The 25,918-nt window shown below is 42.6% G+C and carries 22 protein-coding genes; 3 read left to right on the top strand and 19 right to left on the bottom strand.

What is annotated here, in order from left to right; all coding sequences use genetic code 11:
- Nucleotides 1-71: 71 nt before the first annotated feature.
- From M4S28_RS02990 to M4S28_RS02900, 19 genes are all read right to left on the bottom strand, one after another.
- The gene (locus M4S28_RS02990; protein WP_004735928.1) at nt 72-1,115 is read right to left on the bottom strand and encodes a rod shape-determining protein; all 1,044 of its coding nucleotides are present in this window, start codon (nt 1,113-1,115) and stop codon (nt 72-74) included.
- 150 nt (nt 1,116-1,265) lie between these two features.
- A complete protein-coding gene (locus M4S28_RS02985; RefSeq protein WP_249632288.1) occupies nt 1,266-5,186 on the bottom strand; it encodes a LamG domain-containing protein in 3,921 nt (1,306 codons plus the stop codon).
- Nucleotides 5,187-5,193: 7 nt separating this feature from the next.
- Nucleotides 5,194-5,646, bottom strand: coding sequence for an MSHA biogenesis protein MshP (locus tag M4S28_RS02980; RefSeq protein WP_249632287.1), 453 nt, complete (start codon nt 5,644-5,646; stop codon nt 5,194-5,196).
- Nucleotides 5,636-6,358, bottom strand: a complete 723-nt coding sequence (locus tag M4S28_RS02975; protein WP_249632286.1) for a prepilin-type N-terminal cleavage/methylation domain-containing protein — start codon at nt 6,356-6,358, stop codon at nt 5,636-5,638. The genes M4S28_RS02980 and M4S28_RS02975 overlap by 11 nt, the downstream gene beginning before the upstream one ends.
- Nucleotides 6,358-6,720, bottom strand: coding sequence for a type IV pilus modification PilV family protein (locus M4S28_RS02970; protein WP_339385616.1), 363 nt, complete (start codon nt 6,718-6,720; stop codon nt 6,358-6,360). Before M4S28_RS02970 ends, M4S28_RS02975 begins: the two co-directional genes overlap by 1 nt.
- A 2-nt stretch (nt 6,721-6,722) precedes the next feature.
- Nucleotides 6,723-7,220, bottom strand: a complete 498-nt coding sequence (locus M4S28_RS02965) for a type II secretion system protein (RefSeq protein ID WP_102577254.1) — start codon at nt 7,218-7,220, stop codon at nt 6,723-6,725.
- A 146-nt stretch (nt 7,221-7,366) separates the two neighbouring features.
- Nucleotides 7,367-7,831, bottom strand: a complete 465-nt coding sequence (locus tag M4S28_RS02960) for a type II secretion system protein (protein WP_102466799.1) — start codon at nt 7,829-7,831, stop codon at nt 7,367-7,369.
- Between the two features lie 35 nt (nt 7,832-7,866).
- Nucleotides 7,867-8,442, bottom strand: a complete 576-nt coding sequence (locus M4S28_RS02955) for a prepilin-type N-terminal cleavage/methylation domain-containing protein (RefSeq protein WP_061025062.1) — start codon at nt 8,440-8,442, stop codon at nt 7,867-7,869.
- Between the two features lie 79 nt (nt 8,443-8,521).
- Nucleotides 8,522-8,977, bottom strand: coding sequence for an MSHA biogenesis protein MshF (locus M4S28_RS02950; RefSeq protein ID WP_249632284.1), 456 nt, complete (start codon nt 8,975-8,977; stop codon nt 8,522-8,524).
- A 3-nt stretch (nt 8,978-8,980) separates the two neighbouring features.
- Complete coding sequence (locus M4S28_RS02945; protein WP_249632283.1) at nt 8,981-10,204, bottom strand: type II secretion system F family protein; 1,224 nt, start codon at nt 10,202-10,204, stop codon at nt 8,981-8,983.
- 12 nt (nt 10,205-10,216) lie between these two features.
- The gene (mshE, locus tag M4S28_RS02940) at nt 10,217-11,941 is read right to left on the bottom strand and encodes an MSHA fimbrial ATPase MshE (protein WP_249632282.1); all 1,725 of its coding nucleotides are present in this window, start codon (nt 11,939-11,941) and stop codon (nt 10,217-10,219) included.
- Nucleotides 11,931-13,082: a tetratricopeptide repeat protein gene (locus tag M4S28_RS02935; protein ID WP_249632281.1), complete on the bottom strand. Its 1,152-nt coding sequence runs from the start codon at nt 13,080-13,082 to the stop codon at nt 11,931-11,933. Before M4S28_RS02935 ends, mshE begins: the two co-directional genes overlap by 11 nt.
- Nucleotides 13,083-13,084: 2 nt before the next feature.
- On the bottom strand, nt 13,085-13,924 hold the full coding sequence (locus tag M4S28_RS02930) for an ExeA family protein (protein WP_249632280.1): 840 nt from the start codon (nt 13,922-13,924) through the stop codon (nt 13,085-13,087).
- Between the two features lie 52 nt (nt 13,925-13,976).
- Nucleotides 13,977-15,644: a pilus (MSHA type) biogenesis protein MshL gene (mshL, locus tag M4S28_RS02925; RefSeq protein ID WP_249632279.1), complete on the bottom strand. Its 1,668-nt coding sequence runs from the start codon at nt 15,642-15,644 to the stop codon at nt 13,977-13,979.
- Nucleotides 15,645-15,659: 15 nt separating this feature from the next.
- Complete coding sequence (locus tag M4S28_RS02920) at nt 15,660-15,992, bottom strand: MSHA biogenesis protein MshK (protein ID WP_249632278.1); 333 nt, start codon at nt 15,990-15,992, stop codon at nt 15,660-15,662.
- Complete coding sequence (locus tag M4S28_RS02915) at nt 15,985-16,632, bottom strand: type IV pilus inner membrane component PilO (RefSeq protein ID WP_249632277.1); 648 nt, start codon at nt 16,630-16,632, stop codon at nt 15,985-15,987. Before M4S28_RS02915 ends, M4S28_RS02920 begins: the two co-directional genes overlap by 8 nt.
- Nucleotides 16,632-18,074 carry an MSHA biogenesis protein MshI gene (locus M4S28_RS02910; RefSeq protein ID WP_102498303.1) on the bottom strand — a complete coding sequence of 481 codons (1,443 nt, stop codon included), beginning with the start codon at nt 18,072-18,074 and terminating at the stop codon, nt 16,632-16,634. Before M4S28_RS02910 ends, M4S28_RS02915 begins: the two co-directional genes overlap by 1 nt.
- 2 nt (nt 18,075-18,076) lie before the next feature.
- Entirely contained in the window at nt 18,077-20,092 is a 2,016-nt protein-coding gene (gene csrD / locus M4S28_RS02905) for an RNase E specificity factor CsrD (RefSeq protein ID WP_061025071.1), read from the bottom strand.
- Nucleotides 20,093-20,253: 161 nt separating this feature from the next.
- Complete coding sequence (locus M4S28_RS02900; RefSeq protein ID WP_017078845.1) at nt 20,254-20,820, bottom strand: single-stranded DNA-binding protein; 567 nt, start codon at nt 20,818-20,820, stop codon at nt 20,254-20,256.
- Nucleotides 20,821-21,098: 278 nt separating this feature from the next.
- Between M4S28_RS02900 and M4S28_RS02895 the strand changes: the two genes are divergently transcribed.
- The 3 genes from M4S28_RS02895 (at nt 21,099) to uvrA (ending at nt 25,849) form a co-directional block, all read left to right on the top strand.
- Nucleotides 21,099-21,746, top strand: coding sequence for a LuxR C-terminal-related transcriptional regulator (locus tag M4S28_RS02895; RefSeq protein ID WP_029224185.1), 648 nt, complete (start codon nt 21,099-21,101; stop codon nt 21,744-21,746).
- Nucleotides 21,747-21,903: 157 nt separating this feature from the next.
- Nucleotides 21,904-22,776: a UTP--glucose-1-phosphate uridylyltransferase GalU gene (gene galU, locus M4S28_RS02890; protein WP_065606690.1), complete on the top strand. Its 873-nt coding sequence runs from the start codon at nt 21,904-21,906 to the stop codon at nt 22,774-22,776.
- 241 nt (nt 22,777-23,017) lie between these two features.
- A complete protein-coding gene (gene uvrA / locus M4S28_RS02885; RefSeq protein ID WP_017078847.1) occupies nt 23,018-25,849 on the top strand; it encodes an excinuclease ABC subunit UvrA in 2,832 nt (943 codons plus the stop codon).
- Nucleotides 25,850-25,918 lie beyond the last annotated feature (69 nt).

The following is a 25,918-nucleotide window of genomic DNA, read 5'->3' as shown; positions in this document are numbered from 1 at the left end:
ATTTGATCCTATAGACAAGGTCCTAGGCTCTTTACATAAAACTAGATAAGAAAAGAGCCTAACACTAGATATTATTCTTCGCTGAACAGGTCGCCGCCGTGCATGTCGATCATCTCTAGGGCTTTACCGCCACCGAGAGCAACACACGTTAATGGCTCTTCTGCCACAACAACAGGGATACCCGTTTCTTCAGTAAGCAGACGATCAAGGTCTTTAAGCAGTGCACCACCACCTGTCAGTACCATACCGTTTTCTGAGATATCAGAAGCCAGCTCTGGCGGACACTGTTCTAGTGCAACCATCACTGCAGATACGATGCCAGATAGCGGCTCTTGAAGTGCTTCAAGAATTTCGTTTGAGTTCAGGCTAAAGCTACGAGGTACACCTTCAGCAAGGTTACGACCACGTACTTCGATCTCATCGACTTCATCGCCAGGGTAAGCTGAACCGATTTCGTGTTTGATCTTCTCTGCTGTCGCTTCACCGATCAAGCTACCGTAGTTACGACGAACGTAGTTGATGATCGCTTCATCAAAACGGTCACCACCGATACGTACAGAAGACGAGTAAACCACACCGTTAAGTGAGATAACCGCAACTTCAGTCGTACCACCACCGATATCAACAACCATTGAACCCGTTGGCTCAGAGACACGTAAGCCAGCACCAATCGCAGCAGCCATAGGCTCATCGATTAGGTAAACCTCACGAGCACCAGCACCTAGCGCTGATTCACGGATAGCACGACGCTCAACCTGAGTTGAACCACAAGGTACACAAACCAAAACACGAGGGCTTGGTTTAAGCACACTGTTGTCATGCACTTGCTTAATAAAGTGCTGAAGCATTTTTTCGGTTACGTAAAAGTCAGCAATTACACCGTCTTTCATTGGGCGGATCGCTGAAATGTTACCAGGCGTACGACCAAGCATTTGCTTAGCAGCGTGACCAACAGCAGCTACACTCTTTGCAGACCCCGTACGATCTTGGCGAATAGCGACAACGGAAGGCTCATCAAGAACAATGCCTTGGCCTTTTACATATATAAGGGTATTGGCTGTACCTAAATCAATCGATAGGTCGTTTGAAAACATGCCACGAAGTTTTTTAAACATATTCTTCGCTCATCCTGCAAGAATTAGAAGACAAAAATTGCACTAAATGTACCAATGCCTTGCTGTCACGGCAAGGCATTGAAGTATAAACATGGACTGAAACCCGCAATTTCTTACAGATTCCTAACTTAAGGGGCAAAAATTATATTTTTACTGACCTGTTAACCCACTTTCACCTCGGTAGATCACACGATCGTTACCGCGGTAGATACCGAATGTGACAACGGTGGAGGGATCTTGCTCTCCATTTGCCTCATCCGAAACCTTATCGCTATCCCAATCGTATCTGAGCCATGGAATATCATCCATATTTTGCCACAACTGTACTTGTTCACGGATGCTTACATCTGCACCTTGAGAAGCCGTCAGGTTACGAGACGCCCCATCAGAGACTTGGCCGCCATTAGCGAGTGATACTGTCGTAGCGACACTGCCGCCTTCTGACCAAATAACATCGCTAGTGCTCGTAGAAGCTTCGACGTTTGTAGTATTATCATCTTCATTAAGAACAAAACGGCTACCATTCCAATACTCAGTTCTTAAAGGAATAGTAATTGTTGTACCTGAATTACCACCAACATCGTCTAGATCTACTCGACCAAAGCGGATATCGGGTTGAGTGGTCAATCGTTGTGGGTCCCTACCTACTTCTTCCTCACTTTGATAAGCCACCGGATCATCACCTACAGAACCAGTATGAGTAATTGATATATCAGTAACAGTCCCTGTTGCACCATTATAAGGGCCATCTTTATAGTCATCAGCGGTTGGTGACTTTTCTAAGCATAATTTCGCGTCACAAACGACTGTTGGGTTACTTCTAGCTACGGTAAAGGTACCGATACTTCGATCACCTGAAAGAGCCCATTGCTTGCTAGGAACTGGAGAGTTAAAACGATTTCCAAAACTAGCTTCAAACAATGAAAACCCAGCAGTTAAATCAGCCGAAGGGGAATCAAATGAAGCATAGTTTTTAATCGCCCCACCTAGAGCATTTAGCGCCTCAACTTCAAATTCGACACCATCGAATGGTTGATTCATATAAGCAAAGCTTTGCTCACTTACTCCACTTCCTGGATAATCCCAAATTGGAGTACCTATCGTGGTGAAATATTTAGGGTAAAAGCGACCAATAGATTTACTTCCAGAAAATCCACCCAGAATCTTGCCGTAAAAGCTGTTTGAGTTTTCAGTCACTTCAAAGTTGATACTACCAACCTCTGAATACTTTAAGCTTTTGAATTTATAACCATTATCAGAAGAAAAAATATCAGAACTAGATTGAATCAGTTGACTACTCGGCTCTAAACTACCTAACACTGCATCACCATTACTAGGTGTATCTAATGTATGATTCGCACCTATTGCACCTGAAGAAAGCAAATAGTTTTGTGTTACCAAGTTATTGTTACATAGCTGACTAGAGTCATTCGTGAACCTAATTGGTTTAGCAAGCACGTCAAACTCTTCCCCCGCTGCAACAAATGCTGCCCCACTACTGCTGTTTCCATCAGAGTTATTATCCGTACAGATCGCAAATTGCCAAGGACGAGAATTCACCAAGAAACTACCTGAAAGTTTATCAATACCACTCTCAGGACAACCTGATATTTCACTACAGTCAAAACTATCGTCTGTTAACGTTATTTTAAACTGGCCTGCCTCTTGAATCGAAAATGCATCAGTTGTCTCTCCTTTATCGCTCACCTCAAAATCAGGTGTGTAATCGAGTAAGCTTATCGCATCATCACCGCTCACTGGTTGGACGATATTTAAACTCACAGTAGGCGTACCCACATAATCTTGTGACAACGAAGAATCTTGCGTATTACAAGAAGACACTTTTGCCGTCACTTCGTACTCCTCGCCAGCCACAACAAACTGCTCATCAACATCGAACTGATAAGGTACAAAGCTAATTTTTGATGTGGCAGTTTCTAAGTCGCCATTCCAAGTACCACTGACATCATAACTATCTAATTTAGAAGAAGATAAGTATAAAGTTTTTTGCCCATTCACAAAGTGACTTTGGTAGTCCCCCGAAGATGTAGAACAGTTACTCCCGCTCTCATCTTCACACCATTTACCAGTCGAACTTGGTGTGTGTGATGCAGTGAAGCTATCCTGAACGGTACTAATTACACTACCATTCTCATCTACGACTTTGAATTCGACTGCTGCAACCTCACAAGTCAATACATATTCAACCTTGGGTTCAACTACGAGTACCAAGTTATCATCTATTGGATCACATAAATGACGTTCACTGTAGAGTTCTTTAACTTCATCAGGACTTAAAGATCGATTAAAAACATTAATTTCATCAATGTACCCATTAAATGAACGAGTAGAAAAGTTAGCATCATTACCAATTCTTAATGGTTCATTGTTTTTTTTCAGTTTCTTATTTCCATTATCTCCGACAATATTATCTAAAGCCCCATTAATATAAAGCTTTGCTTGAGAGTTTTTCCTATTTGCTTTGTAGTCAATGACAATATGATACCATTCATTTTTTTTAATCACTATATTACTAGTCAGAGTTCTAGTTTGATTGTTTTTTTGCAACCAGTACCAATATATTTTCCCTTGACTATTAATATGAAATTCATAGTTTGTATCTTTTGCTACAATTGTATAAAGTGAACTACCTTGAGGGTAACGGTCACCTAGCTTAATCCAAACTGAAACAGAAAGTTCTTCCTCAAAGGATAATTCTGAAGAATGCTGAACTTCGACATACGAGTTGTCAGAATTACTAAACTGAGCATATCCACAAGTACCAAAGTTCTTAAAATCATTGATTAAAGCTGGTTCAAAAGGATTATGGTTCAAATTTGGTTGATTTACTGCTTTACCATTAAAACCACCAGCACTATCAGTAACATCAAAAACATTCCCCCCACCCCAAGAATTCTTATCAAAATGATACTGTGCTAGCGGTGACAACCCTCGTTGTTGGCACGCATCAATAGGGTCTGTTCTATATAAGCATTGTCCATAAACCTCACTGTTATCTTGAAAATAAACTGTTGCCCAATTATTATTCGCAGCTGTTGCGTTCCCATGAACCGTTGCATTATCTAAATTGATATCCTGCAAGAGGCTTTGAATATCACCTAAGACCTCTGAGTCTCTTAAAAACAACTCCCCTCGACCTATAATATTACCTTCAACTTTAGATGAACTCTCAATATAGACATGATTGTCACTTCTATTTGAAATATTACCTGTCACTAATGAGTCATTTACTGTAATTGATGAACCAGCATCAATGGATCCACGAATTTCAGAATCGTCACTAATATAAATATTATTATTACTTCTATTTTTAACGTCACCTTTTATAATTGAGTCATCTACTGTAATTGATGACCCGGCATCAATGGATCCACGAACCTCGGAATTATCACCAATATAAATATTATTATTACTTCTATTTTTAACGTCACCTTTTATGATTGAGTCAAGTATAGTAACAGATGTTCCAGCATTGACTTTACCATTAACACTGGATCCTTCATGGATATAGATTGAACTATTTGAATTATTTCTAACGTCACCCTTAATATCTGAACCTTCTACTGTTATATTAAACCAAGATTCAACATAACCAGCGATATGACTATCATCAGAAATAAAAATACTCATGTATACATTATTTTTAACATACCCATCAACATAAGTATCTGATAATGTTAAAGCCGTATGTAGATTCAAATTACCATGAATTATAGATTTTTCTATATTGCTATTACTATTCCACGTACTTGATTTTAGAGTTATGTTTGATCCATTAGAGCCAATATTGGTCCCGTCTAAATTATAACCACCATATGCGAGAATTGTAGACCCACTATTAGCATTCACATCATCATTTTTTGATGAAAAAACCCCATTACAATAATATATCATCGGGTAAAATGAGGATGAATAAGATACCGAACCACTACATAACTTAGAAAAATCATTTAAGTCATTCAAGTCATATTTTTTTGCATCTACATTAAATGATGTAAATAGAAAGACAATTAATAATAGTCTAGATGATAACCTTAGTTTAAGTAACATTCAGAGTTTACTCCTTAACCCAAAGCTCTTGATTACGTTGCACTTCGCTCACACCAGAACCGCAAATAACCGAAGACTCTAAAACATAGAAAACAAAGTCATCAAGCTCTCCCCGACTGGAACATTGAACTCGCTCAAGGGAGCAGTTCATCGAAGCTGTATCAACCATAGAGCTTGCGACCGTAAAAATCCCACCTCCAGGTTGGAGATCATTACTGCTACAAACACTAGCAACGGCAGAAGAAGCCTGAGGATCAGGATCCGGGTAAAACTGAGTCATAACATACTCATTAACTGAATGGCTGAGTAACCAAGCTTGTGTGCCAAGTACAACTCGAGTGTTTGAATCATTATCTGACCAACTCGTTCGACTCAAACTTGTCGCTAAAAAACCTAGCACCACTATGACAAAAATGACTATGATTAGCGCACTGCCTTTTTGGGTTGATTTACGGGACATTAATCACCTGTATATCTTGCTCAAACACTGTGGACTCATTATTTTCTGCAAACTCGAGAATCAACTCAACAACACCATTACTCTGAACATCCGCAGGCTGATAACTCAGGATACTATTCTCACTCATAACTCGAGCGCTTATTGTGACACCATTACGAGTTAGTAAATTACTATTCGCAAGGCAATATTCCACAAGGTTATTTGAGTCAAAAATGTAGTGCCTTTTGCCTACAGATTCACTGATAAGAGTGTTAGCACCATTTGGAATAGAAAAATAGGCGGCAGATGCACTAGGAGGAGTAACATTGTTAAGAGGGTATATATTGTTTAATTCGTTGATATCAGTGTGAGGACGCGTCGGGTTTATTACTAATGACATGGATTGTAATGAGCTACTTGTTGCTCCAGAATCACTAACCAAGAAGTTAATATCAGCACCAGAAATGGCATAAAAACCTGAATCAATAATTGGATAGAATGATACACAACCACTACTCGCAGAAGCTGGAAACAAATTAGGTACAGCATGCCTCATTTCACGCGAAAGCTTTTCCAATACAAACCTAGCTTCGGTTTGTAGTCGAAATCGCTCTACAGAACCCAAATAGCCTCTCATTCCAAGCTCGGTAAAATTCGCGACACCAAGCAAGACGATACTTGAAATAACAATAGCTAGAATCATCTCTATAAGCGTAAACCCTTTCCCTTTCATTAATACTCCCCTCTATAAGCAACTAAGGTGATAGGAGAATTATTGCTTGCGGTGATTGTTAAGGTAAATTTCTGCATAGATGTAGTTGGCGTATCGTTAGTAACAACCAAATCCACATCAAAATTATTGTAAGTGGTACCGAGTTCAATTGGAGTGCCTGAGCTCACCGAGCCGTAATCTCGAGCTAAAAGATCGGTCATAATACTTTGACCTAATGCTGAGGCTCGGTTGGAATAATTCACTTGCCCAGAAAGTGCGGATTGAGGCGCAAGAAAAGTTGAGAATGCGAGCATTGCAAAACCCAAAAGTACAATAACAATAATGGATTCGATGAGTGTGAAGCCACTCTTCGCAATCTTTATGTTCATGGGCATTCCTGATTACTTGGGTAAACAAAGCCTTGAGAGTTAACACAAACCCAAGCTCTGTCTGAACTATTATTGGATAAAATCGTAATTTGAACACCAGATGAGGCGGTATTTTCAGGATTACCTAAAAGGTTGAATTCGATTGGCGAAGAGTAATTAGAGGAAGGTACAGATGAGAAACTATAATCATCACTAGCGATAACATCACTTCTTGTTTCGGATGTATTTGCACAAGCAGATTGCGAACCGATACAATTGTTCGCTGCCACTAAACGTAAGCTTTCGGCACCTGACACAGACATGTCCATATTGGATTGCATTCTATTCAACTGAACTTGCCGAACAACAGAAGAAACCTGCTCTTGAAGAGCATACAATTCATAAACTTGACGACCGCCAAACCGACTAATAGCTGTCGCTGAAACAATAGCAAGTAAAAGAATCACCACGATCAATTCAACTAAAGTGAAACCTTTGTTTAGCTTTATGTCCATATAGACCCTAAGTAAGTCAATCTTAACTCTAGATTACAAGATAGAATAAAAACATTGAACATATTTGCGATGAATATTAGAGCTTTAATAATTTACTTCTAAATAAAAAAGGCCAGCAAATGCTGGCCTTAAACTAGAATTAGAAGTTAGTCATTACACTCTGTGCCATTCGCAGCAGGTGTGAAGACTGTAATATTGGCGCCATTTTCTGAATCTGTAGCTTCCACATATTGAACACACTCTGTCGTGTAGCCCGTAATACCGTAACGAATTGTGGTAGTACTTGGAGTGCCCTTAAGCTCCCACTCATCTAAGCCTTCAACAACTAAGTTTAAAGCAGTTGAGGTCGCCTCAGGGTAACCATTGACTAAATTCAATGTGCTAGTTCCTACACTGATTGCTCCAGAAACCCCATCTTGTCCATCAATTGCAGCCTTACCGAAAGTGATACCCGCAGCGCCAGCTATCGCACCTTTTAAACCTTGAATTGAAGCAGAACGAGCATCATCTTGCAGGTTTAGGAAACGTGGTGCCGCAGTTACAGCAAGAATACCTAGAATAACAATTACAACCACTAGTTCGATTAGGGTGAAACCGCCTTGTCTTTTCATAGTTAAGCTCTCTCTATGTTTAATTTTACGCAGACTTACTGCAAAGTTACGGTCACACGACCAGTTTTAATTTCGTAAACAAATTGGTGCTCGGTGTTACCTTCTAATTGAATGTAAGTACACGTTGCATCACCTGAATTCGCTTGCGCTGAATATTTGTAATTTGAGTCGCTAGCAACATCTGAAACCGCGCCGACTTTAGGGGGGTTTTGCAGTAAATTTTCCATCAACTCAGAACAGGTTTTATCTGAAATGTCTTGTGGTGCAGTGCTCGAATCGTTGTTCAGAGTCCATGGATAGCCATCTCTAAAATCGGTATCGACATTGTTACTGTTCTTTGATCTTGTTAACCAAAAATCAACACCATCATAATTTACAGTATTGTATGTTTCAACACCAATCTTCTCAGATGGTCTAGCTTCAGCTTCCCACTGTGCTCTTGCCGACAAAACGGCGGTTGCAAAACCACCAGCGACACCTTCAATGCTTGATTTTTTAGCCTCATCTGTCACGTCGAGGAAGCGGGGTAAAGCAGCTACCGCCAATAAACCAACGACCACGATCACTATGACTAATTCGACAAGGGAGAAACCCTTTTGATTCTTAAGCATTTTCTACCTACTCATCTAATTATTAACGCGCATTATACATTCGCGCACGTATAAAACCATACAAAAACTGTCAATATTTTCACAAAGCCAAAATATTGGCTTTCACACTAAACCTTTCTTTCTTGAGTAATATATCTATCTGATACTTATCACTATAATGATAACGACAATGAAACTGTATGTTATCACTTTTATCTTCAACACTCGGTGAACTGAGCCCTAAAATACTATCTTGAGGGTATAATTCCTCAAGCCAATAATGACAGTCTCGCTCATCTCCTTGAGTCGGCATTATCCAGCCTGTTCGGCTATAACTTTTAGGATGTTCCGAGTCATTGTCTTGCTCAGCACCCGATAACAAATACTGTTGTTTGAACAGATTTGCTTGCTCTAAAATTCGCTTGCTCGCGACGATCAATGCCGTATTAGTCGCTTCTTCTTCTACCGTTTTAAAGGCAGAGAGCACTCCCACAATAAGAAAAAGAATAACGACACTCCAAATAACAAAACGTGAGCGTTGTAGGTTATTTAGCATTCCCTAGCCTTTGATTGCATCCAGCATTCCCCACATCGGTAGGAAAATACCCAGAGCTAAGATCAGCACCATACCAGCCACAACCACCAATAAAATAGGTTCGATCCTTGCGGTTAAGGTCTTTAAATCATAATCGACCTCTCGATCATAAAAATCGGATACCTCAAGTAGCAGCTCATCAATACGGCCGGTTTCTTCACCCACCGAAATCATTTGTATCACCAGTGGGGTGAAAATTTCGCTATTGATCGCTGTTGAAGAAACCGTACTACCGGCTTCTATTGCGGCTTTCATCGCCTGAACTCTCAACTCAAGAAATCGATTATCCAACGCTTCCGCAGACAACGACAGTGATTGATTCAGTGGTACACCGGCTTTTAGCATCAAGGCAAAAGTACGAGAAAATCGCGAAAGTAGCGCTCGATTCACTACCCCACCAATCACGGGTATTTTTAAGCGTAACCTGTCCCACTTTTCCAATCCTTTGTCTGTCTTAACCCATGCTTTGAAAGCAAAAATAAGACCAAAGATCACCGCGAGCATTAAGCCCCAATAATTTACAAAGAACTCCGACATACCAATTAAGATACGAGTTGGGAGCGGCAGGTCGACACCAAAGCGCGCAAACATACTAGAGAACTGTGGAATAACCTTAATATTGAGAATGAACATCGCGACCAAAATAAAGCTGATCACAAAGGTTGGATAACGCATCGCTGTCTTGATTCTCTTACGAGTCTCTACTTCTTGCTCATAGTATCCAGCCAATTGCAGCAAAGCTTGATCTAGACGACCGGTATTTTCACCAACCCCTATCATAGAGACAAATAGCGGACTGAACACCTTGGGATGCATCTGCATTGAGGCTGATAATCCACGACCATTGGTTAGCTCAGCAACCACGTCTTCTAAGGCCGCTTTCAACTGCTTATTTTCACAGTTTTGGGTCAGGCCTTTCATCGACCTTAATAGTGGTACACCCGCCTTGGTTAGGCTGTATAACTGTCGACAAAATAGAACCAAGACTTCAAGCGGAACATTGGGTGAAAACAGACTCGATACATCCATATCCAGTACTGAACCACCACTTTTACCCAGCTTGATTGAGGTGGGAATAATCCCCTTACCCATCAAACTTTCTGCGGCAAGATCTTCGTTATTCGCATCTAACTGGCCAGTCACTTGGCTGCCATCAGAACTGCGACCTACATAACGATACGTTGGCATATCACTCTACCCCTACAGATAAATTGGGTCAGTGGCACCGGAAGCATCGCCTTCACCAAGGTGCATGATCTCATCGAGGCTCACGACACCTTGCAAAGCTAACTCCATCGCAGAAGCCAACAACGGTTTGTAGTTTTTAGACCGCCTTGCCGTTTGAGCAAAGCCAACCGCATCATTGGCTCTGAGTGCATCCATCATGTCTTGCTCTAGCTCCAACATTTCAAATACACCAATACGCCCGCGATAACCGGTTAGGTTACAGTTCTGGCAACCTCGACCTTTCATGAATGGCACAGCCACTTGATTAGGGAAACGTACGCTCAACCATTGCTTGCGAGGCTCATCCAATTCATCCTCAACCTTACAATCAGTACACACTTTACGAACTAATCGCTGTGCCACTACCGCTCGAACCGCACTCGCGACCAAATAACCGGGAGCACCCATGTCCATCATACGCAGCGCACTGTCTACTGCATCGTTGGTATGCAGCGTACTTAACACTAAGTGGCCAGTCAGTGCGGCTCTCAAGCCAATCTCAACAGTTTCGTGGTCACGCATCTCACCAATAAGGATGATATCGGGATCCTGACGAAGGAAAGTTCTGAGGATAGTAGAGAAATCGAGATTGATCTTAGGGTTTACCTGAACTTGGTTTACGCGAGGAAGACGGTACTCGACCGGGTCTTCCGCAGTAATGATCTTTTTGCCCGGCTCGTTTAATTCGCTTAGCGCACCATAAAGGGTGGTTGTTTTACCTGAACCCGTCGGGCCAGTGACCAAGATCATGCCATGTGGGCGGCGTAACTGTTGACGAAGTCGAACCAACAGATCACTTGGTATACCTGACGCCTCTAATTTACGCAGGCCAGCTGATTGGTTGAGAAGACGCATAACCACAGACTCCCCATGTTGCACGGGCATGGTCGACATACGAATATCAACAGACTGACCTTTGGCTCGAATATTAAAACGACCATCTTGAGGAAGACGCTTTTCTGAAATATCGAGGTTTGCCATTAACTTCAAGCGCAGTACGAGTGCTGAGGCAATATTGACTTCATTCAGCAGTGTTTCATGCAGCACGCCATCAATGCGCTGGCGAAGACGCAATACGTTTGAATCTGGCTCAATATGAATATCAGATGCACCGACTTGGATTGCATCTTCAAATAGCGAGTTGATCAGCTTAACGACCGTAACTTCGTCACTGTCTTCACCAGCAATATCAAAATCAAAGGCGTCATTGACTTGGTGTTCGGCATGAAGCTGCTCGGCGAAAGACGCTATTTCTTTGGTTCGGCGGTAATAGCGATCAAAACCATCCACTAATTGTCTTTCTTGAGCGACAACGAATTCAAGCGCGTAGTCACCTAGTTGGCCAAGCAAAGATTCCTGAGCAAACAGATCCGCAGGATCACTCATTGCGACACGTAACGTATCGCCTTGGCGTCCAATCACTAATGCACGAAGGCGACGAGCATGTACTTCAGGTAAAAGCTGCACCGCTTCAACATCAACAACAGCTCGACTTAAATCAATGAGAGGAATAGCGAGTTGCTGAGACAAAAAACTCAACATCTGTTGTTCTGATAAGAAACCAAGTTCAATCAGCGCATCACCTAGCTTACGACCGGTATTTTTTTGAGCAGCAAGAGCTTGTTCAACTTGGGCCTCAGTGATGATTCCCTCTTCGACAAGCAAATCACCTAGCCTTTTTCTTAATCTAATTTGCATCGCCACTCTCCTCTAAAGCTTTGATTATTTTTAAGCGGTCACGCACAAAGTTTTGCGATTGAGATGAGATTCCAATTCTGGTTAAGGCACCTTGGTATGACTCTTTTGCTGCAGAAAAATCAAGTTGACGCTCTTGTTGAATCGCAAGACCAAGCCACCAGCGAGCATTATCTGAATCAACCTCGACTAACTTTTGGTAACTCTCGAGCGCGATGTCTTCTTGCTGAGATTTTTGACTCAATGCCGCACGCATTGCCAAATAATCTTGAGTAGGATTTGGTGGCAGGTGGATTAACGGGCTTAAAGCCGCTTCTGCTTGGTTAGCTTTAACCAGCAGTTTAGATAACCCTAATCGCAGTTTTTCACTGTTGATGTTGAGCTTGATACCAGACTGATACAGCTCATAGGCTTTACGGGTATCGCCTTTACCAAAATAGAGAATCGCAAGTTTCTGACGGACATCTTCATTTCGTGGCGTGTAACGTAGAGCTTCAGTGTAACCTTTCAAAGCACCAGTAAGATCATTCGCATCAAGCGCTTTCTGAGCTCGCCCTTGTGCATTCACTGATAACTGCTCAGGTGTTAGCTCTACCTGCTCAATCAACATTTCGCTATTTGCCGAACTGTCAGAGGATTCTTTCTCATTAGAGATAGGAGCCGGATCTTTTTTTGCCACGCTAGCAACGTAAATCGGCTTTGGAATGTCAGTGTTACTCGCTTTAGCCGTGCTTAACGGTTTAGGCGTAACGTCGGGGGTTCTCGCTTTAGAAGTACTCGACGTTGTCGTTGGCTTAACTTGAACGTTATTTGCCGCTACTGTGCTTTCTGCAGAACGGGGCGTTAAATCTAACGTCACTAATTTCTTGGTTGGCGATGAGAGTGTTTGAGTAACAACATCCTGCATTTCTCCAGAACTCTCTACGACAGAGACCTGAACTTGTGCATCTCGAGTTGAGATTGAATGTTCAACGGTAGGCCCTTGTGATATTGCCCAACCGCCCATCGCTAAACTCAAAGTAAAGCCCGCAACAACCCAAACCAATGGGGAACGCGTTTTTACTTTAGGTACGACTGCTGCTTCAATCGAAGTCGCTGACTTTTTCTTTGCCAATTCAGACAAGGCGTTATTTATGACGCTCATAATTAATTCCAACCCCACAGTATTGGCGTTTTAAATTTAGGCTTACATACATCGTAAGTTTCATGCATGGCTGAAAACAGGTGCTGGTTGTCGATACTTTTCTTATCTTCACTGAACGAGAGCAAAAGAGCCTTATGGCATAGTTGATTTATCAATCTTGGAATACCTAACGAGGAGCGACAAATCGCCTTTTTTTGATTCAAACTGAACAATTCAGGATTGCCACCAGATTTAGCGATCCGATTATCAATATACGCCACCGTTTCATCGAGAGTCAGCGGCCTCAGTGTTGAACTAAACGTGATTCTTTGACGAAACTGCCTAAGGTGATAAGCCTTTAATCGAGCATCCAACTCAGGCTGCCCTAATAAAACAATTTGCAGCAGTTTTTTATCTTCAGTTTCAAGGTTACCGAACAACCTTAATGTTTCGAGAGCTTCATCCGATAGAGCTTGAGCCTCATCAATAATCGCTACCACTCTTAAACCTGAGTTGTGTAACTCAATGAGCTTATGCTGAATGTTATCAACTAAGGTTGCTTTATTATCGATAGTCAAACCCAGTTCTTTAGCAACGGCTTGGCGTAAATCAGCACCAGAGAGCACAGGGTTTGGCAGGTAAATAAGAGCCGTATAATCATTTAGGTGATTGACCAACATCCGACAAACCATTGTTTTTCCAGTACCAACCTCTCCGGTGACCTTAATCACGCCCTCGCCCATTTCTAACGCTGAGATCACCGTCTGAATCGCTTCGAAATGAGGCGCTAAACCATAAAATAAATCGGTATTCGGCGTTAAAGTAAATGGCAGTTGTTCAAAACCAAAGTGAGCTTGATACATAAGTGACCTAGCTTAGTTAGATGCTGCCAATCTACATTGAGAAAGTAAGCGATTACTCGTCATCAGGGAACCACTGCTGCAGCAGATCTCGAGAGCGTTCTAACTCAGTTTGCCAAGTATTCACGCCAACAATCGTTGGTTTTAGTAAGATCACTAACTCAGTTTTTTGCGTCAACTGACTGGTATTACGGAACAAATGACCGAGTGCAGGGATATCGCCAAGGAATGGTACTTTCGACGTGATATCACTGGTGTTTGATTTCATTAACCCACCAATCACCACAACATCACCATCTTGCGCACGAATCACTGAGTCAGATTCACGAATAGAGCTTTTTGCCAATGGAAGTGAAACAATGCCTGTAGTTGAACCAAGGTTAAGCTCTTTCACCTCTTCTGCAACCTCAATAACGGCAGGATGAACATGCAAAAACACACTGCCTTTATCATCGATCTGAGGGGTCACATCCAGAGAAATACCAGAGAAGAATGGGGTTAATTCAACTTCAGGTGCGACATTCGCGTTATCACCACTACCAACTGCACTTGATAAGTCAGTTACGTAGTATTCGTCGGTACCCACTTTTATCACTGCTTTTTGGTTATTAGCAGCAGTCACCCTTGGGCTAGATAGGACGTTCAAGTCACCCTGTGTACCCATGAAACTCAATACCGCCTCAAAGCTACCACCAGAGACAACAAGGTTAGATTGACCACCTAAAGCAGCGCCGATTGGGTCCATGCCTGGCAATGTACCCGGGATAATTGCACCAGCGGCATCTTTAACAATAGAGCCCATACCTATCGTATAGTTAGTACCATTCGACGAGAACATCTTGGTCCAGTTGATGCCTTGTTGATAGCCATCACTTAAGGTCACTTCCATGATTTTGGCTTCCAAGATAACTTGGCGCTGCAAACGCTTCTGAGAAATACCTAAGAACTCTCGAACCTCACGAATTTCGTCGGGGTAAGCACGAACCGTAATCACACTGGCTTGTGGGGTAACCACGACACTTTGTCCTTCACCAGAACCAATTAGGTGAGCCACAGCCGCTTCAAGCTGTGGCCAAAAATCGCTTTCAGAGATCGTTTCAATCTCAGTACCACCGTTCGAGGTCGAATTCGATGAGTTAGAAGAGTTGGATGAATTTGACGAGTTTGAGTTCGAGCTTGAAGAGCTCGATGAATTCGAATCAGAAGTCGTGATCGTTCCGGTGGTGATGGTCGTCAATGAACGACCTGAACGCTTCACTTGTAAGTAATCAACTGGGATCGTCACTGTGCGTAGACCAGCAGGGTAAATCTGAATAACTTTGCCACGTTTTTCTATATCGTAGCCATACATATCCTGAGCAACAGCCAACACTTCATCTAACGTCACATCTGTCAGGTTTAAAGTCAGCTTCCCGGCAACGCTTGGGTGAATAGCCGCGCTGTATTCAGTGCCTTTTACCAAGCTAGCAAAAAAGGTTCTCGCTTCAACACCTTTAGCTTGAATACGAAAACGCTTAACGGTTTCCATACCCGGAGACATGGCATCCGAATTAAGCTGAGGCATCAGGTCATCTTGTACCGACGAAGGAAGATCACGAAGCGCTTTGCTATTCGCTTCATTAATCGATTCGTTTAAAGACTCTTTGATCTCAACGGGATCTCTATGTCCCATCGAACAGCCGACTAAAGATGACACTAGGATTGCTACTACAAGTTTACGCATGTCTTCACTCTAACCTTAATTATTCTTAACATCTAAAGAGAACATCTCTAATTTCCACTGCTTAGAGCTTCTCTGCAGAGTGACGTATTCTGGATCTATGTTCTTAACTCGGTACCCTCTGATCGTTTCTCCTTGACCGAGAATCTGACCATTCATAATGGCATAGCAAGGTGTATCGCCTTTGCACACAATGCTTTCTAGAGAAGGTAAGCGATAACGAGTTGGCGCCTTTTTAGCGAACGTTGTTTTTTGTTGTGGCGTCAACCAGCCTAATGGTGCTGTAGGATCCTGTTCGGCCCAAGCCATTTGGCTACTAAAAAGTAATGACAACAAAAGAGTTCTAACCACCGATAAACTCCTGTCTAGTACCTAGTGTGTAAACCTCAAACACCAGTCGAGCTTTAGGGTATTCTTCGACCGAATACTGAAATGTGCGCCAGTAATAACTGACAGGAAGAGACTCAAGCGCTTGAAGATAAGCGGAAATATCAAAGTAACTGCCCGTTAATTCCATTCTTACAGGGTGAAGAAAGTAGCCTGAATATTCACTGGTCTCTTGATTATTCGAAATCGCTTCTGGTTTTAATGACTCTAGCGATTCGAGCTTAAGTCCATTTCCGGCATTAAGAACACTCTCCAATAGCTGAGACATTTGAGAAGGCGTGATCAGTCCATCGACAATCTGGGAAAGCTGAAGTGACAGATCTTGGCTCTCCACCAGCAGTTTTTTATACTCTCGATTAATGTCTTTATCTGGGTCTTTGTTTAACTTAGCTTGAAGAACGAGCAACTCACCTTGCTGTCTCTGGTTTGCCTGAGTCAGATTCATCGCCTTAGCATTTTTAGCCTGTAAATCGAGATACGCTGGCTCAACCAACAAGGTGAACAACAACATGGATAGGCCAACAAAACCACACACGAAAAGTAGCCATTTTTCTCTCTGACTTAATGCAAGAAACTTATCGCTGAGCTGGTTCCACTGCTGCATTATTTACTCTCCCTGCGAGTACTTAGCTCAAACGTCACCACATCCTGATCATTGCGCCCAATTTTTAGTTTTTCAAAAGCACGTCCAACTAAATTAAGCTCACTTTTAAACTGACCAATCCAGTTAGGAACCACATTTGCGTTACGAGCAAAGCCACTAAGATCTAAAGTATCGTGAGTCATGTAGATGTGCGAAAGAGAGATGTCATTTCGGCCTAATTTAGCTAAGGAATTCATGACGCCAGAATACCCGACTTGTTGTGATTCGTCGTATTGTCCTACCGCCTTCAAAGCCTCTTTTTTAGCCTGAGTCTCACGTTTGAGACGCGCAACTGCCGCCACTTTCTCTGGAGACGGTTTATGCTGAGTTAACTTACTATTCAATTGGTTAACTTGTTTGTTAAGCTGGTTCGAGTCATGTTGCAAAGCTGTTAGGGCTTTATCTAGATTAGAAGCTTGATACTGCATTACAAAGTAACTACCAAGTAGCAGCACACAAACAAGCCCCCAGCTCGCAATAACATTGGTCAGCGTAAAATATTCTTTCTTAGGCTTGAGATGTTCAGGGTAAAGATTGACATTAAAAGCCTCTTTTTCAGCCGCGAGCTTAACCAACAAACTCTCTGAATTATCACGTTCACCTTCAACGAGCAGAGAAACTGTCGAACTCAATGTGTTATTTAACGCGCCTTGTAACTCAGACTCATCTTCCTCATCACAGCAGATTTTCAACTGATGAAGTTGAGTACCTTTGATTTGAGAAGAAAGGTAATCAATCGAGCGTTGGAGTTCTAGAGCAAGACCATCTAACTGTAGAGCGCTTGATGCAACACCCGTTAAAGGTGGAACAACACTACGGATGGTTCTTTGAAAGCAAACAGTATTTTCAACAAACGCACCTAGCTTAAAGTGTGAATTGGCGCTGCGCTGCAAAAGGATGAAATTAGACAGTTCGCCAGCACTGTAACCCCAGATTTCATCTTCAGGAGCAACGCCTATTAATTCAACCTGAACCGAATTAGCAATATTCAAAAGCTTGTCTAACAGTTTTTTAGGCAGAACATACACTTGCAGCTTATTCGACGTCGGTAACGCGACCGCACTCGCGATAATTTCAGTCACTCTTTCAGAGACAAGATCTTTGAGTAAAAAAGGCAGGGCAACCGACCATTCACTCTCTGGAATGTCCGGTTTATCAATTTGGTAGGTTTGGTAGTAATTAGCACAGACAATCAGCTGGAGGCTATTACTGGTAAACGCCTCACTGCTAAGCGATTTTTTTAGCGCACTCTCCCAGTCCCCATTAACCACGGGAATGCTGGTTACTTGAGGTTCTTGTTCTGTCGATGAAATATAAATGGCATCGTTGCCTAACATGACAACTTGAGAGCTGCCTTTATTATTCGTTGGCTTTATCTTGTCTAAAATCGCTTTAAAATTCATTGTTAACTACTACTCTTACGCCATCGATTTCTTCGTCCAACTTTCACAACAGATTCCGCTTTCGCGACCTTTTCAGCTTGATTAGGCAAAGGGATAATTTGTTGTTCTTCGTCGAAATATCTCCCTTGATAGCCGTTAATGCCTAACTCTATCAAGGTGTTCTTTTCTTGTTTTGTCTCGACTCCAACGGCAATAACTTGAGTTGGGGAGTCACCGCATGCCCCAATTAAGCTTCGGACAAACAGTTGGTTCTCATGCCTTTGATCGATTTTCTTTATTAAGCTTCGATGAAGCTTAATGTAATTGACCTTTAAGTCTTTTATATAGTGAGTGCTAACAATGGTTCGTCCAGCTTGGCCAACCACCACTTTACACCCTAAACCTCGCAGCATCTTTGCCACCGGTCTCATATAATCAAGATGGGCAATCAAGTGCCCTTCAGGAAACTCAAACGCAAGCTGAGAGCGGTGCTGAGCAGAGAGCTGTAACAACTCACTTCTAAACCACTTAAAATGCTGTTTATTCGCAAATGGAGTAACATTCAGATTCACCGAATAGTTGAGAGGCTGAGTTGACTCTTTCAGCGATTTCAACAATACCTTTAGAACCGATTGGTCCATTTGAGCTTGATAACCCACTTGCTCTACCGCAGGCATAAATCGAGACGATTTCAATAAACCTTTATCAGGATCCTGAATTCTAGTGAATATTTCTCTATGTAATTCATTAGCTTGACCAGATTCCGGCATAAGATAACATCGCTGAGCAAAGATTACTAAATTTTCAGGAAGCAGCGCTTTATCCAATAATGTTCTCCAACGAACGCTGCCTCTATCCAACTCATTTGTATTCTGCTTAGGGTAACGGCTCCAGTTATTAATACGCTCCAGCTGGGCACTCTTTAATGCTGTTTCCGTTTCATCCATGATCTGACTGTGACGCTCACCTTCGGTATACATGGTTACGCCAATATGGCACCAATTATCAGAATCTAAAGGTTCCGGCGGGGTTAGCTTGTCTAACTGCCTTAAACATTGAGCCGCCAAGGTGCCAATATCTTTAGCCCCTTGATGCGGAATAAATACGGCAAAATCAGCATCGTAATAACGAGAAAAAATAACATCTGGATAGCGTTGAACAATATTCGACAATACTTCGCCCACTTCAATAATAAATCCGTCAGTGATTTGCTTGTCATTAGCATCACGAACTTGCTCCCATTCGTCGATACGTATCAGTAACACACCACCTCGAGCACCGCTTTCATGCAAAGCCGATTCAAGCTTGTTATCGAATAAGACTCGGTTTGCCGTGCCTGTAAGTTTGTCTAGGAAGGTATGGGTACGAATAAAGGTATCGAAGCGGCTTCTTTCTTGACGAGCATCTTGCAGCTCTTCGATCAAGACATCCAAGGCTTCACTTGCCGTGTATGGCCATTCAAGTTCATCTCCCTTTGCATGAGCCTCAACTTGCCCAGCGAGGATCATTCTTCCTCGCTCTTCCAAGATCTCAGAACCCATCAACTGTTCCTTCAACCAACGAACACCACGAGCCAGACAGAAAAGGATCAATGCAACCGCCAAAGTAATTGACCACATTGCTTCCATTGAGTAGCTATAACCAATATAGGGAGGCAATGCTTTAAACTCGATTCGATAACCTTCATTGCGCTCTAGAATGAAGCTTCTTTCATAAAGACGATTGGGATCAATTTGTGGGGAGGTATCTTTGAAGCGATAAACGATGCCAGTCTGGTTCGAGAGTTTCATCTCAACAATATTGCTCGCCTGCAACATCTTAGGCATCCAACGCTGCATCGAATACGCGGCGTCAGGATCTTCCATCTCTTTATCTACAACGTCGACAATACCAACCAAATAATGGTCTAAATATTCCTGTCCGATACGCTTAAAGGAAAGTGTGCCACCAATAAAAAGAATGAACATCGCACTGATCACTATCACAGTAACAAATGCGACCAATCGAGTGCTCAATTTTAGTGTCGGGGTATATCTCATGAATAACGAAATCCTTTTCAACTCACATTATACCGTATTGCTACTTATACTATAAATTGACGTTGTAAATAAAGAGTTAAGAATTCTAGGTAACAAAAAGCCGCGATAAACGCGGCTTTTTCCAATTTAATACTGTCTTTATAATATATTAAAAACAGGGCTTAAAATGGGATGTCATCATCAAAATCCATTGGCGGCTCATTATATTGAGGTTGAGCCTGCTGAGGAGCTTGTTGAGGTGCTTTCGGCTGCTGTTGAGCTGGAGCACTGTATTGTTGTTGTGCTTGTTGCTGCTGTTGTGGCTGCTGTGGTTGACCCCAACTACCTTGCTGTTGGTTGTTACCCATACCACCTTGAGCAGGAGCACCGCCTTGAGCACGACCGCCAAGCATTTGCATTACACCGTTGAAGCCTTGAACGACGACTTCTGTTGTGTAGCGATCTTGACCGCTTTGATCTTGCCATTTACGCGTTTGAAGTTGACCTTCAATGTAAACTTGAGAACCTTTACGTAGGTACTCACCAGCAACTTCCGCCAGCTTGCCAAACAGAGCAACACGGTGCCATTCTGTTTTTTCACGCTGTTCGCCAGTTGCTTTGTCACGCCATGACTCTGACGTTGCAATGGTAATGTTCGCTACTGCGCCGCCATTTGGCATGTAACGAATTTCAGGGTCATTACCTAGGTTACCCACTAATATAACTTTGTTAACTCCACGGCTAGCCATGATTTGCTCCGTCTAAATTCATAGTCTCAGAAAATTTTAGCGCACAAGAATAGCATGCTTTTCTGCAGTGATAAATCGCATTCCTATTCTCGCCTCACTACAAAGAATAAAAACGTAACAAATCATGATATTCAGAGCGATGTTGCTTTTTTCTCCACTTACAAACCACTCATTTACTTTGATAATTGATATTCAACGCAAGTCACTATTAAGGCGCTAGAGAAGCGAAGGCCTGCATGACAACGTGGAATCTAATTCTACTTAAACAGGACGTTTCAATGAGAAAATCTCGATACGCTCGCACTTTGCATTTTCTGTGCATCGACCCAAACGACACCTATCTACATGTAAAAGAGATAGAAAAGCACTTATCTATTATTCTCTACAAAATGACACCGGACGATTTGATGTTATTTGATCGAAAGCAGAGCAACCGAATTTTACTGGTTGATTACAAAGAGGCGCCTCGATTAATCAACCTTCATCCAAATCTACCTGTGATGTGGAAAAATCATGAGATCATTCTATTCAACGTCCCCAAAGCTCTTCCCACATCGGAGTTGATTACGTTTGGCGTATTAAAAGGTCTCTTTTACAACTCAGAAGAGAAAGCCAAAATAGCGAAGGGACTTGAAGAAGTCATTAATGGAGACAATTGGCTACCTAGAAAAGTGGCAAGCCAATTGTTGTTCTACTATCGAAATATCGTGAGCACCAATACCACCCCCACCAATGTCGACTTAACCATTAGAGAGCTACAAGTGATTCGCTGCCTTCAATCTGGCTCATCAAACACGCAAATAGCCGATGACTTGTTTATTAGCGAATTCACCGTCAAATCTCATCTTTATCAAATATTTCGTAAGTTAGCCGTTAAGAATAGAGTCCAAGCTATTGCATGGGCAAACCAGAACTTACTTGCATAATTGATCAGCCTCTTAAACTGACGATAATTTTGAGGAAAACTCTAGTGAACCATACGGATTGTTGCTGAATTTTCGACATAACTTATGCTAGAGTTGCCCTCAGAAATATCAACCATTCAGGTTGAATCCATAATTATTATAGATAAAGGGTCTTACCATGATCAAAAAGTGCCTTTTCCCGGCAGCTGGCTACGGTACACGTTTTTTACCTGCAACTAAGTCAATGCCGAAAGAAATGATGCCAGTCGTCAACAAGCCTCTGATTGAATACGGTGTTGAAGAGGCGATCGAAGCCGGTATGGACGGCATGTGCATTGTTACTGGCCGTGGTAAGCATTCATTGATGGACCACTTTGATAAGAACTACGAGCTTGAGCACCAGATCAGCGGCACCAATAAAGAAGATTTGCTGATCAATATTCGTGAGACGATTGAAGCAGCAAACTTCACGTACATTCGTCAACGCGAAATGAAAGGTCTAGGTCATGCTATCTTAACGGGTCGCGAACTTGTGGGTGATGAACCATTCGCAGTTGTGCTTGCTGATGACCTTTGTGTTAACGAACAGCAAGGCGTACTGGCTCAAATGGTTGCACTATACAAACAGTTCCGCTGTTCAATTGTGGCAGTTCAAGAAGTTCCAGAGGAAGAGACTCACAAGTACGGTGTTATCTCTGGCGAAATGATTAAAGATGATCTTTTCCGTGTTGATGACATGGTAGAAAAGCCAGAACCAGGCACTGCGCCAAGCAACCTAGCAATCATTGGCCGTTACATTCTGACTCCAGATATCTTTGAGCTTATCGAACAGACTGAACCAGGCAAAGGCGGCGAAATCCAAATCACTGATGCATTGCTAAAACAAGCAAAAGCAGGCTGTGTATTGGCTTACAAATTTAAAGGTCAACGTTTTGACTGCGGTAGTGTTGAAGGCTATATCGAAGCAACAAATTACTGCTTTGAAAACCTATACAAAAAAGATCAGCAACAAATCGAGCTAGGTAAGCACTCAACAACAAAAGAAGCTTAATCGCTAATTTTGGCTTACTCGCTGTTTAGCTATTGATCGGCTTAACTATTGATCGGCTTAACTATTGAGCGGTTTAGCTATTTAATAGCAATTAGCGGTTGGTTAACAGCACATTAAATGATTCCAGGATGACTCGAAAGAGTCGCCCTTTTTTGTTTACTGTTTTTTTATCCAGTAAAACTTTGCACAAATCTCACTCTATGTAATACTTTAGCCACTTAAAATTACATGGTCTATTGAGATGGATAAAATAGAAATTAGAGGCGCTCGTACGCATAACCTCAAAGACATTAACCTAACCATACCCCGTGATAAGCTGACGGTTATCACTGGTTTATCAGGTTCAGGAAAGTCGTCACTTGCGTTTGATACTCTCTATGCGGAAGGTCAACGTCGTTATGTTGAGTCTTTGTCGGCCTACGCCCGTCAATTTCTATCTCTTATGGAAAAACCCGATGTCGACCACATCGAAGGTTTATCTCCAGCCATCTCGATAGAACAAAAATCGACCTCTCACAATCCTCGTTCAACCGTCGGTACCATCACTGAAGTCTATGATTACCTAAGACTACTTTACGCTCGAGTCGGCGAGCCACGCTGCCCTGATCACAATATCCCCCTCGCGGCGCAAACCATCAGCCAAATGGTCGACAAGGTATTAGAACTACCTGAAGGCTCAAAGATGATGCTGATGGCACCGATCGTCAAAGAACGTAAAGGTGAGCATGTAAAGACACTGGAAAACCTCGCTGCGCAAGGCTTTATCCGAGCTCGTATTGATGGCGAGACTTGTGATTTGTCCGATCCACCCACATTGGAACTGCACAAGAAGCACACCATTGAAGTTGTGGTGGACAGATTCAAGGTTCGTCCTGATCTTCAACAACGTTTAGCCGAATCGTTCGAGACCACATTAGAGCTATCTGGTGGCATTGCAGTTGTCGGTTGGATGGATGATAAAGAACAAGAAGAGATCGTGTTCTCAGCTAACTTTGCTTGTCCAAAGTGTGGCTACAGCATGCAAGAACTTGAGCCGCGCCTATTCTCATTCAACAATCCTGCAGGTGCATGTGGTACTTGTGATGGACTTGGGGTTCAACAGTATTTCGATCCAAGTCGAGTGATTTTAGATGAGAACCTAAGCATTGCAGAAGGTGCAATAAAAGGCTGGGATCAGAAGAATTATTACTATTTTCAGATGTTAACGTCGCTATCAGACCATTATGGTTTTGATCTGTATGTGCCATTCAACTCTCTGCCTAAAAAGACTCAAGAGATCATTCTTAAAGGATCAGGGCGTACTGAAGTGGAATTCAAGTACATCAATGACCGAGGTGATATTCGAGTCAAACGCCATCCGTTTGAAGGCATCTTAAATACGCTAGAACGTCGCTACCGCGATACTGAATCTAGCGCAGTACGTGAAGACCTTGCCAAGTACATATCAACGAAGTCGTGTTCTAGCTGTGATGGTACGCGCTTAAGATTAGAAGCTCGAAATGTCTTCATTGGCGATACCACACTGCCAGAAATCGTTCAGCTCAGCATTGCTGATGCACTAGAGTTTTTCCAAAACTTATCGCTCAGCGGTCAGCGTGGTCAGATCGCTGATAAAGTAATGAAAGAGATCAATGATCGTCTGCACTTCTTGGTGAACGTTGGTTTGAATTACCTGAACCTATCACGCAGTGCAGAAACGCTGTCTGGTGGTGAAGCGCAAAGGATTCGTCTAGCAAGTCAAATTGGTGCTGGTTTAGTGGGTGTTATGTATGTACTCGATGAACCATCAATTGGCCTCCACCAGCGCGATAATGAACGTCTACTGCAAACTTTGGTTCACCTCAGAGATCTAGGAAATACCGTGCTTGTTGTTGAACATGATGAAGACGCAATCCGTTGTGCTGACCATGTTATCGATATCGGCCCAGGTGCGGGTGTGCATGGTGGACACGTGGTCGCAGAAGGCACCATGCAAGACATCATCGAAAACCCGAATTCTTTAACTGGGCAATACCTGAGCGGCGCCAAAGAAATTGCGATACCAAAACAAAGAACGCCTATCGACAAGAAAAAGGTCGTCGAGATCGTTGGCGCAACGGGGAACAACCTAAAGAATGTCACTGCGACGATCCCTGTAGGCTTGTTCAGCTGTATTACGGGGGTATCGGGGTCAGGTAAATCCACTCTAATCAATGATACCTTCTTTAAAGTTGCCCACACTCAATTAAACGGTGCAACAACCGCAGTTCCAGCGCAGCACAAAAAGATAAAAGGCTTAGAGCATTTCGATAAAGTGATCGATATTGACCAAAGCCCTATCGGTCGCACCCCTAGATCAAACCCTGCAACCTACACTGGTATTTTCACGCCAATTCGTGAGTTATTTGCCGGTACCCAAGAATCACGATCTCGTGGCTACAAGCCAGGTCGATTCAGTTTTAACGTTCGTGGTGGTCGCTGTGAAGCGTGTCAGGGAGACGGTGTCATCAAAGTAGAGATGCACTTCTTGCCAGATGTGTATGTGCCGTGTGATGTGTGTAAAGGTAAGCGTTATAACCGTGAAACTTTAGAAGTTCGCTACAAAGGCAAAACCATTGACGAAGTTCTAGAGATGACAGTGGAAGATGCTCGAGAATACTTCAACCCTGTTCCTGTTATCGCTCGTAAGCTGCAAACATTGATGGATGTTGGCCTTTCCTACATTCGCCTCGGACAAGCAGCGACGACCTTATCTGGTGGTGAAGCGCAACGCGTTAAATTAGCGCGTGAATTGTCTAAACGAGACACGGGGAAAACCTTATACATTCTTGATGAACCAACAACAGGTCTTCATTTCCACGATATTCAGCAGCTATTGACGGTATTACATAGATTGCGTGATCACGGCAATACGGTAGTGGTGATTGAACACAACCTAGATGTCGTCAAAACAGCAGACTGGATCCTAGACCTTGGTCCTGAAGGGGGTCAAGGTGGTGGTGAGATTGTTGCAGAAGGTACACCTGAAGATGTGGCGTTAGTCGAAGGTTCACACACTGCTCGCTTCCTTAAGCCTATGTTAAATTTGAAGTAGGTGTAAAATAGCGCCCTGCGAGCAGACAGAAAAATGTTAAAGTAACAGAGCTTGTTTCAGAAGGAACAA

Origin of the sequence: Vibrio sp. J383 (assembly GCF_023503985.1) — a bacterium.
GTDB classification, from domain to species: Bacteria; Pseudomonadota; Gammaproteobacteria; order Enterobacterales; family Vibrionaceae; genus Vibrio; species Vibrio splendidus.
Note: the sequence above shows the minus strand (reverse complement) of the source record. Positions and strands in the feature narration are given on the sequence as shown.

Coding starts and splice junctions, on each gene's coding strand:
- M4S28_RS02915 (WP_249632277.1), bottom strand. CDS start 16,632: ATGCAGCAGTGGAACCAGCTCAGCGATAAGTTTCTTGCATTAAGTCAG.
- M4S28_RS02960 (WP_102466799.1), bottom strand. CDS start 7,831: ATGAAAAGACAAGGCGGTTTCACCCTAATCGAACTAGTGGTTGTAATT.
- mshL (WP_249632279.1), bottom strand. CDS start 15,644: ATGCGTAAACTTGTAGTAGCAATCCTAGTGTCATCTTTAGTCGGCTGT.
- M4S28_RS02910 (WP_102498303.1), bottom strand. CDS start 18,074: ATGAATTTTAAAGCGATTTTAGACAAGATAAAGCCAACGAATAATAAA.
- M4S28_RS02935 (WP_249632281.1), bottom strand. CDS start 13,082: ATGAGCGTCATAAATAACGCCTTGTCTGAATTGGCAAAGAAAAAGTCA.
- M4S28_RS02985 (WP_249632288.1), bottom strand. CDS start 5,186: ATGTTACTTAAACTAAGGTTATCATCTAGACTATTATTAATTGTCTTT.
- uvrA (WP_017078847.1), top strand. CDS start 23,018: ATGGATAAAATAGAAATTAGAGGCGCTCGTACGCATAACCTCAAAGAC.
- M4S28_RS02990 (WP_004735928.1), bottom strand. CDS start 1,115: ATGTTTAAAAAACTTCGTGGCATGTTTTCAAACGACCTATCGATTGAT.
- M4S28_RS02965 (WP_102577254.1), bottom strand. CDS start 7,220: ATGGACATAAAGCTAAACAAAGGTTTCACTTTAGTTGAATTGATCGTG.
- M4S28_RS02930 (WP_249632280.1), bottom strand. CDS start 13,924: ATGTATCAAGCTCACTTTGGTTTTGAACAACTGCCATTTACTTTAACG.
- M4S28_RS02955 (WP_061025062.1), bottom strand. CDS start 8,442: ATGCTTAAGAATCAAAAGGGTTTCTCCCTTGTCGAATTAGTCATAGTG.
- M4S28_RS02980 (WP_249632287.1), bottom strand. CDS start 5,646: ATGTCCCGTAAATCAACCCAAAAAGGCAGTGCGCTAATCATAGTCATT.
- csrD (WP_061025071.1), bottom strand. CDS start 20,092: ATGAGATATACCCCGACACTAAAATTGAGCACTCGATTGGTCGCATTT.
- M4S28_RS02900 (WP_017078845.1), bottom strand. CDS start 20,820: ATGGCTAGCCGTGGAGTTAACAAAGTTATATTAGTGGGTAACCTAGGT.
- M4S28_RS02975 (WP_249632286.1), bottom strand. CDS start 6,358: ATGAAAGGGAAAGGGTTTACGCTTATAGAGATGATTCTAGCTATTGTT.
- mshE (WP_249632282.1), bottom strand. CDS start 11,941: ATGCAAATTAGATTAAGAAAAAGGCTAGGTGATTTGCTTGTCGAAGAG.
- galU (WP_065606690.1), top strand. CDS start 21,904: ATGATCAAAAAGTGCCTTTTCCCGGCAGCTGGCTACGGTACACGTTTT.
- M4S28_RS02950 (WP_249632284.1), bottom strand. CDS start 8,977: ATGCTAAATAACCTACAACGCTCACGTTTTGTTATTTGGAGTGTCGTT.
- M4S28_RS02895 (WP_029224185.1), top strand. CDS start 21,099: ATGAGAAAATCTCGATACGCTCGCACTTTGCATTTTCTGTGCATCGAC.
- M4S28_RS02945 (WP_249632283.1), bottom strand. CDS start 10,204: ATGCCAACGTATCGTTATGTAGGTCGCAGTTCTGATGGCAGCCAAGTG.